The sequence below is a fragment of the Sporosarcina cascadiensis genome (assembly GCF_009650995.1).
Taxonomy (GTDB): domain Bacteria; phylum Bacillota; class Bacilli; order Bacillales_A; family Planococcaceae; genus Sporosarcina; species Sporosarcina cascadiensis.
On sequence record NZ_WHVV01000024.1, the window covers coordinates 24,027 to 31,288 of the forward strand.

The 7,262-nt window shown below is 45.8% G+C and carries 8 protein-coding genes and 1 tRNA gene; 1 reads left to right on the forward strand and 8 read right to left on the reverse strand.

The window, feature by feature from the left end; all coding sequences use genetic code 11:
• Nucleotides 1-12 precede the first annotated feature (12 nt).
• The 3 genes from tatC to GDZ68_RS16925 all read right to left on the reverse strand — a co-directional run bounded on the left by tatC (nt 13) and on the right by GDZ68_RS16925 (nt 1,737).
• Nucleotides 13-816: a twin-arginine translocase subunit TatC gene (gene tatC, locus GDZ68_RS16915; protein WP_153723496.1), complete on the reverse strand. Its 804-nt coding sequence runs from the start codon at nt 814-816 to the stop codon at nt 13-15.
• A 17-nt stretch (nt 817-833) separates the two neighbouring features.
• Nucleotides 834-1,025, reverse strand: coding sequence for a twin-arginine translocase TatA/TatE family subunit (locus GDZ68_RS16920; RefSeq protein WP_153723497.1), 192 nt, complete (start codon nt 1,023-1,025; stop codon nt 834-836).
• A gap of 64 nt (nt 1,026-1,089) precedes the next feature.
• Nucleotides 1,090-1,737 (reverse strand): redox-sensing transcriptional repressor Rex, encoded by a 648-nt coding sequence (locus GDZ68_RS16925; protein WP_153723498.1) that lies wholly within the window; start codon nt 1,735-1,737, stop codon nt 1,090-1,092.
• A gap of 153 nt (nt 1,738-1,890) precedes the next feature.
• Here GDZ68_RS16925 and GDZ68_RS16930 point away from each other — a divergent pair, with 153 nt between their 5' ends.
• Nucleotides 1,891-3,816 carry an ABC-F family ATP-binding cassette domain-containing protein gene (locus GDZ68_RS16930; protein ID WP_153723499.1) on the forward strand — a complete coding sequence of 642 codons (1,926 nt, stop codon included), beginning with the start codon at nt 1,891-1,893 and terminating at the stop codon, nt 3,814-3,816.
• 419 nt (nt 3,817-4,235) lie between these two features.
• Here GDZ68_RS16930 and tsaD read toward each other — a convergent pair whose 3' ends face one another.
• From tsaD to GDZ68_RS16955, 5 genes are all read right to left on the reverse strand, one after another.
• A complete protein-coding gene (gene tsaD / locus GDZ68_RS16935) occupies nt 4,236-5,258 on the reverse strand; it encodes a tRNA (adenosine(37)-N6)-threonylcarbamoyltransferase complex transferase subunit TsaD (RefSeq protein WP_153723500.1) in 1,023 nt (340 codons plus the stop codon).
• Entirely contained in the window at nt 5,255-5,707 is a 453-nt protein-coding gene (gene rimI, locus GDZ68_RS16940) for a ribosomal protein S18-alanine N-acetyltransferase (protein WP_153723501.1), read from the reverse strand. The genes tsaD and rimI overlap by 4 nt, the downstream gene beginning before the upstream one ends.
• Nucleotides 5,700-6,401: a tRNA (adenosine(37)-N6)-threonylcarbamoyltransferase complex dimerization subunit type 1 TsaB gene (tsaB, locus tag GDZ68_RS16945; RefSeq protein ID WP_153723502.1), complete on the reverse strand. Its 702-nt coding sequence runs from the start codon at nt 6,399-6,401 to the stop codon at nt 5,700-5,702. The genes rimI and tsaB overlap by 8 nt, the downstream gene beginning before the upstream one ends.
• Nucleotides 6,398-6,814 carry a tRNA (adenosine(37)-N6)-threonylcarbamoyltransferase complex ATPase subunit type 1 TsaE gene (gene tsaE / locus GDZ68_RS16950; RefSeq protein WP_153723504.1) on the reverse strand — a complete coding sequence of 139 codons (417 nt, stop codon included), beginning with the start codon at nt 6,812-6,814 and terminating at the stop codon, nt 6,398-6,400. Before tsaE ends, tsaB begins: the two co-directional genes overlap by 4 nt.
• A 372-nt stretch (nt 6,815-7,186) precedes the next feature.
• Nucleotides 7,187-7,262 (reverse strand) — tRNA-Asp (locus GDZ68_RS16955).

The following is a 7,262-nucleotide window of genomic DNA, read 5'->3' on the forward strand; positions in this document are numbered from 1 at the left end:
GAGGACGGGCATTTATTGTTCATCTGTACGGTTCAGCACTTCGTCAATCTGACGCTGCTGTTCTGCTTTTGCTTCTTCAAGCAGCCGCAGACGTTCCGCTTTTTCATACTTCCGATAACCCAGACGGGAAATCACGATGCTGATCTCGTAAAGGATAAATAACGGAACCGTGACAAACAGATGCGATACGATGTCAGGAGGTGTAATGAAGGCAGCCAGTACAAACAGGCCGAAATACGCGAATTTCCGCACCTTCACCAATGTTTTGGGTTCCAGCACTCCCAGACGGGACAGGAACAGGATGACGATCGGCAGCTGGAAAACGAAACCGAACGGCAATAAAATAGAAAAAAGAAACGAGAAGTATTCGTTGATACCGATGGTCTGTTCAATATTTAGTTGATCAGACAGATTGATCATGAATTTCATGATATACGGCAGCAGGACGAAATACGAAAAGCTGACTCCCCCTATAAACAGGAGGAAAGCGAAAGGAATGTACGACAGTGTAATTTTTCTTTCCAGCTCGCGAAGACCTGGTGAGATAAACGCCCAGAATTGATACATGATGACCGGCGAAATAATGATGATCGCGAGGAAAACCATGACCTTCAAATAAATCACGACCGGATCAATGACGTTGAATGCATTCAACACCACTTGTTGCGCCGGTGTATCATATTGTATGAAGGTAATGAGCGGCTTCGCGAAGAAGAAACTGGCAATCACGCCGACAATAAAGAAAACGACGATTACCATCAGCCGTTTTCGCACTTCATCTATATGTTCAATGATCGTTAAGTTTTTATCCGCCATCAGACTAACACCCTAACTTACCGCACTTCTTCTTTCTTGTCTTCGATCTTCTTTACGTCGTCATCGTCGTCAGCAAGACCTTTAGTTGCGTTTTTGAATTCACGCAATGAAGAACCGAATGCTTTACCGATTTCAGGTAACTTCTTAGGACCAAATATAAGCAATGCGATAACCGCAATAATTAACAAACTTCCAATGCCTGGAGCCATGATTGGTCACCTCCTCATAATATGTCTATTCTACACGAAAAGCCTTGTATTTGCTATTGCCGTGTCACTTTATTTGTGAATCTTTTACGTCATTTTTAATCAGGTAAATCAATGTCTGCAGCTCACCGGAAAGATCGATGCTCTGGATGCGGATGGTGTCCGGCACCGCCAGCCGCTCGGGAGTGAAATTCAATATCCCTTTCACGCCGGTCTGCGCGAGACGGTCGGTCAGTTCCTGCGCCACTCTCTTCGGTACAGTCAGGATCACCATTTCAATCCCGAGCTCCTGAATTTTCTCTTCCAGCCGTTCTGGTGGAAATATCGGAATATGATTACGTTCTTCGCCTTCATATGGCGCTTTCGGGTCGAATGCTACCACAATTTTTGTGTTGTGGATTTTTTGGAAGTTATATTTCAAGAAAGCATTTCCGAGACTTCCTACGCCGATCAGTGCAACATTCGCCCCTTCATCTTGGTCGAGTGTCTCGCGAAAGAACTGCAATAATGAATCGACATCGTAACCGTAACCTTTACGCCCGAGTGCGCCAAAATGTGAAAAGTCTCTGCGGATTGTTGCCGCATCGATTTTCATGGCTTCACTTAATTCGCTCGATGAAATGCGCTGTACTCCAGCGTCTGCGTAGTTTCGTAAAAATCTATAGTATAAAGGCAATCGTTTCGTCGTTGCCTGCGGAATTCTATGTTTACCCACTGCTTTTTTTACCCCCAGTGTTGCTCCTTGACACCTCTTCAGAAAGAGGTTAGAGCACTTTTTATCGTACAGGAGAACACGGTCATTGTAAAGCCGATTATTGCATGGTACCGTGGATTCCATTAAACTTAGAAGAGAATAGAGGTGTGGGGCTTGATTATTTTACAAGTGAATGGATTGACCAAGTCTTTTTCAGGCACGGATTTACTGGAAAACGTGCGTCTTGAGGTACAGCATCGGGACCGCGTAGCACTGGTCGGACGAAATGGTGCCGGAAAATCGACATTATTAAAAATCATAGCAGGTGAACTTAGCGCTGATGAGGGCGATATTATCATTCCTAAAGATGTGCAGGTCGGATATTTGGAGCAACACAGCGGAATTAATTCGGAACTGACGATTTGGGATGAAGTAATGACCGTATTTGTGCCGTTACATAAAATGGAAGCACGTTTACGTTCACTTGAGCAGCAAATGGCAGATCCGGCTGTCTATGAGAATACGGACAGCTATACACGTGTGATGACGGAGTATGATGAACTGCAGGTTTCATTCAAGGAAGCGGGCGGCTATCAGTTTGAAGCGGATGCCCGGTCCGTTCTTCACGGCATGCGCTTTTATCCTGAGGACTTTGAAAAACCTGTCCATCTGCTTTCGGGCGGTCAAAAAACACGTCTTGCGCTGGCGAGAATGCTGCTGAGCAAGCCTGATCTGCTAATCCTCGATGAGCCGACGAACCATTTGGACATCGAGACACTGAACTGGCTGGAACGTTATTTGTCAGCTTATGAGGGAGCTATACTGATCGTCTCGCACGACCGTTATTTCTTGGATAAAGTTGTGAACACGGTTTATGAAGTGTCCCGGCGTAAAGTGACAAGGTACAGCGGCAACTACAGCGCGTATCTCGATGAAAAAGCGAAGAATTATGAACGTGATCAAAAGATGTTCGAACAAGAGAAGGATGAACGGGCAAAGCTTGAGGAGTTCATTCAGAAGAATATTGCACGGGCTTCCACTTCTAAAATGGCAAAAAGCCGCCGCAAGCAGCTGGAGCGCAGGGACTGGATGGATTCTCCTGATGGCGATGAGAAGTCCGCTAATTTCTCATTTTCTTTGGACCGGACGAGCGGCAATGATGTCCTGTCCCTTGATGATGTGAAGATTGGCTACGGAGCAGAACCTGTGTCAAAGAACATTGCATTGCGTGTCTATAAGGGAGACCGGGTCGCTTTCGTTGGACCGAACGGTGTCGGCAAATCGACACTCTTGAAGACGATCGTCAAGCGCAATGAGCTGCTTGGCGGTGAGATTCGTTACGGCACCAACGTGCAATTTGGTTATTATGACCAAAACCAGGCAACGTTAATTGGCTCAGGCACTGTTCTTCAGGAAATCTGGGATGACTGGCCTATGATGAATGAAAAGGATATTCGCTCCCTGCTTGGACGCTTCCTGTTTACGGGGGATGATATCGGGAAACTCGTCACTTCTCTTTCAGGCGGAGAAAAAGCTCGGCTTTCATTGGCCCGGCTCATGCTCGAGAAATCCAACACACTGATTTTGGACGAGCCGACGAATCACTTGGACCTGGACAGCAAGGAAATCCTTGAAAATGCGCTGGACGACTTCCCGGGCACTATCCTTTTTGTATCGCACGACCGCTACTTTATCAACCGGCTGGCGACGAAAGTCATCGAACTGAGCGAAGACGGCGCAGTCGAATACTTAGGCGACTATGACTACTATATTGAAAAGAAAATCGAAATGGCAGAAATAGCCGCTGCGACAATGGTAGAACAGCGGGCCAAGGAACCGGCTGTTAAAAAGGAAGTTGCCGGCAAGGAGTTTCAGCGGCAGGAACGCAGACTGACGCGGGCCATCGCTGAAATTGAGAAGAAACTCGAGCAGTTTGATACAGAAATGAGCAAGTTGCAGGAACAGCTGCTTGATCCCAATCTTGCCAATGACCATGTGCAGCTAATGGATATACAGAAGCAAATCGATGCAATCCAGGCAGAACATGATCTGCAGGAAGAAGAATGGCTGACATTGCAGGAAGAAATCGAAAATTTATAAAGTCGGGGCTGTCGATGAAAGTTCATTTATGAATTTCTGTCGGCAGCTTTTACTTTTCTCTGAAAAGGTCAAAGCATGCGTTCTGCCGAGAATCTTTTTAGACCGCCATAATCCCCAAGTAACTCTATTCATCTGAAAGTCTCCTACAAATTCCGCTTCAATTCTCCACAATCTTTTCCACAGATGAAATCGCGTTTTAAACATATATGCACATAGTTATAAACACTATCCACAGTTCGTCTGTAAAAAATCCACAAAGTTATACAAAAATTAAAGGGGCAGTTAGCGCATCTTTTGAAACTTACCCACATCTTATCCACAAAATGTGCATAAGTACGAATGTTCTCTATTGACAAACGCAAAATTGCACAACAAAAAAACACACATTTTGCTGAATTTTAGCAAAATGTGTGTAACTATCACTTATTCCAAGAAATCAGGTCCATTCCCGGGCGTCCATTCATCGCAGAATCACTTCGCACTCCACTTTTCCACATTTCATAACCAGCTGCAGCGATCATCGCAGCATTATCTGTGCATAACGCAATGGCAGGTACGTAGAATGGAATATTCTCTTTCTCAAGTGCTTCTGTCAGTGAGCTTCGCAAACCTTTATTGGCTGCCACCCCGCCTGCTGCAATCACTTGTTTTACCCCAAATTCTCTTGCCGCTCTGACGGTTTTCGCGGTAAGAACCTCAACAACGCTTTCCTGAAAACCCGCCGCGACATGATGCGGATTGATTTCGCCGCCTTTTTGTTCAATATTATGCTTATAATTAATAACCGCAGACTTTAAGCCGCTGAAACTGAAGTCATAGGAATCTGCCTCCAGCCAAGCGCGCGGGAGCTCTATACTTCCGTCACTCTCCGAAGCCAGTCGATCCACATGCGGTCCGCCCGGATACTGAAGGCCGAGGACACGCGCCACTTTATCATAGGCCTCTCCTGCTGCATCATCACGCGTTTCTCCGATTAATTCAAAAGAGCCATGTGATTTCATGACAACCAGTTCCGTATGACCGCCTGAAACGATCAGTGCCAGCAGCGGAAACTCCATTGGATGGACTAATTGATTTGCATAAATATGTCCGGCAATATGGTGCACACCGATTAGGGGCAGCTGATTAGCAAACGCAAAAGCCTTTGCTGCATTGATCCCAATCAATAACGCCCCCACAAGACCCGGTCCCTCTGTTACCGCTATAGCTTCCAAATCACTTGGCACAAGACCAGCTTGCGAAAGAGCCTCTTCGATCACCCGTGTAATCTGCTCCACATGCAATCGGGAAGCAATCTCCGGTACTACACCGCCAAATTGCTTTTGCTGCTGTATTTGTGACGAGACAATATTAGAAATAATCTCCGTGCCATTTTTTACAACAGACGCTGCGGTTTCATCACAGCTCGTTTCGATACCTAATATATAATGATCTTTCTTCATTCGAATTCCACCCACATCACGAGACCATCTTCATGGTCATCCGTATAATAGTTCTTCCTGATGCCGCCTTCTTGAAAACCGAGTTTGCGATAAAGCGTCCGTGCCGGTTCGTTACTGACACGAACCTCAAGCGTCATAGTCTTCACTTCATTCAGTCTGCATAACTCCATCGCCTGGCGCATGAGATCTTCACCATAGCCTTTCCCGCGCGCTTTCGAACGGACAGCGACATTTGTTATATGGCACTCATCCAGTACAATCCACATGCCACAATGTCCAATAATCTCGCCGTCTAACTCCGCTACGATATAATGAGAATAAGCGTTGCCCGTCAGTTCATGCTCAAAGATTTCTTCTGTCCAGGGAGTAGCAAACGATTCACGTTCAATATCTGCTACCGCATGAATATCCGCCGCAGTCATCTTACGAAATACAACTTCCTCACTCATGTAAAGGCCCCTTTTTCACCAAGTTGGCTTCAGCCTCCGTAATCCGCTTATACTGCGGTGTAAAAGCATGTACTGACTCCGCTTCATCTTTACCCATGGCTAATAAAACAGCCGAAGATGCACGCGGTACATTCATCGCGAATGAAGCAAAATGGGCCTGCTTGCCAAGATGTTGCTGAATCACTTCTTTATGGATCTTTACATCTTCCCCAATGATGAGAACAGGCTCTCCTAGCTTGGCCAAACGACCGAGGAGATCTGCAAGGGAACCATGCTGATCTTCTTCTACAGCAGTCAACCCTTCTTCCTCTGCACGATAGACAGCAGAATAGACATTGGATCTTCTTGCATCGATTAACGGACAGATCAGCCCGTTAAACAGCTGTCCGTTTACCGCGAGTGTCTGCAGACTGGAAACACCGTAAAGCGGCTTATTCAATGTCCACGCAAGTGTCTTCGCTATGGTGACGCCAATACGGACACCTGTATAGGAACCGGGACCTTCCGAAACAGCAATTGCATCTATGTCAGCCGGTACAATAGAAGCTTTTCTGCACGCTTCTTCTACAGCCGGCATCGCACGCAGCGAGTGATTCACTTTCATCATACTCGATTCTTCTATAAGCAGCACATCATCCTTGACGATTGCTACCGATAACGGAGAATTCGCTGTATCTATACCTAACCATATCATTTGAAAATCTCCTCACATATATGCGTAAATCGTTCACCTTTTGGCGTCAGCTCAATAGTTCTGGCATTTGATCCAGTTTGACGGATCACCATATCCAACCGCTGTTCAGGCAGTTCATTTTGAATAAACTGAGCCCACTCTACAATAGAAATTGCGTCGCCATAAAACAGCTCGTCCCAGCCCAAGTCTTCCTCACTGTCAGCCAGACGATACACATCTAAATGGTTTAAGGGATAATTCCCTTCATATTGTTTTATAATCGTGAAGGTTGGACTGCTGACTGTTCGGGTAACACCGATAGATTTCGCCAGCGCCTTGGAAAATGTCGTTTTACCTGTTCCCAGTTCGCCTTCGAGCGTCAGGACATCCGGCGGTTTTAAATAGCTTCCAATTTCAGCTGCCAGTGCTTCCATTTCTTCAACTGATTTAATATCTTTCTTCCACACAGCCAACGCACCCTTCTTTTAGATCATCTATATACTAGTGTACAGAAAAACACAAAATAATTAAAGAGAAGATGACGCGCTATTAAATACCATGTTAACTATTTTGCTCAACAAACGCGCCAAAACAGAATTTTAGCGAGCGATACTCTGCCTTTAACGCACCAAACTCAAAATTCACCGCACCTTTCAACTGCTTCTGCGAGCCAAACTCTCCTGCAAACGAGCCAAAGTAGAATTTCTGCGCACCAATATGACTTTATAGCATGATAAGCAAGCGAAATAATTATTAAAAAAAAAACGATTTCGCCGTGTAGGCGAAATCGTTGGAATGTTAAAATATGGCGGTCCCGACGGGAATCGAACCCGCGATCTCCTGCGTGACAGGCAGGCATGTTAACCGCTACACCACGGGACC

Bases quoted from the DNA above. Each gene is read 5' to 3' on its own strand.
- tsaD (WP_153723500.1), bottom strand. From the start codon at position 5,258: ATGAAGAAAGATCATTATATATTAGGTATCGAAACGAGCTGTGATGAA.
- rimI (WP_153723501.1), bottom strand. From the start codon at position 5,707: ATGAGTGAGGAAGTTGTATTTCGTAAGATGACTGCGGCGGATATTCAT.
- tatC (WP_153723496.1), bottom strand. From the start codon at position 816: ATGGCGGATAAAAACTTAACGATCATTGAACATATAGATGAAGTGCGA.
- tsaE (WP_153723504.1), bottom strand. From the start codon at position 6,814: ATGGAAGCACTGGCAGCTGAAATTGGAAGCTATTTAAAACCGCCGGAT.
- tsaB (WP_153723502.1), bottom strand. From the start codon at position 6,401: ATGATATGGTTAGGTATAGATACAGCGAATTCTCCGTTATCGGTAGCA.
- GDZ68_RS16920 (WP_153723497.1), bottom strand. From the start codon at position 1,025: ATGGCTCCAGGCATTGGAAGTTTGTTAATTATTGCGGTTATCGCATTG.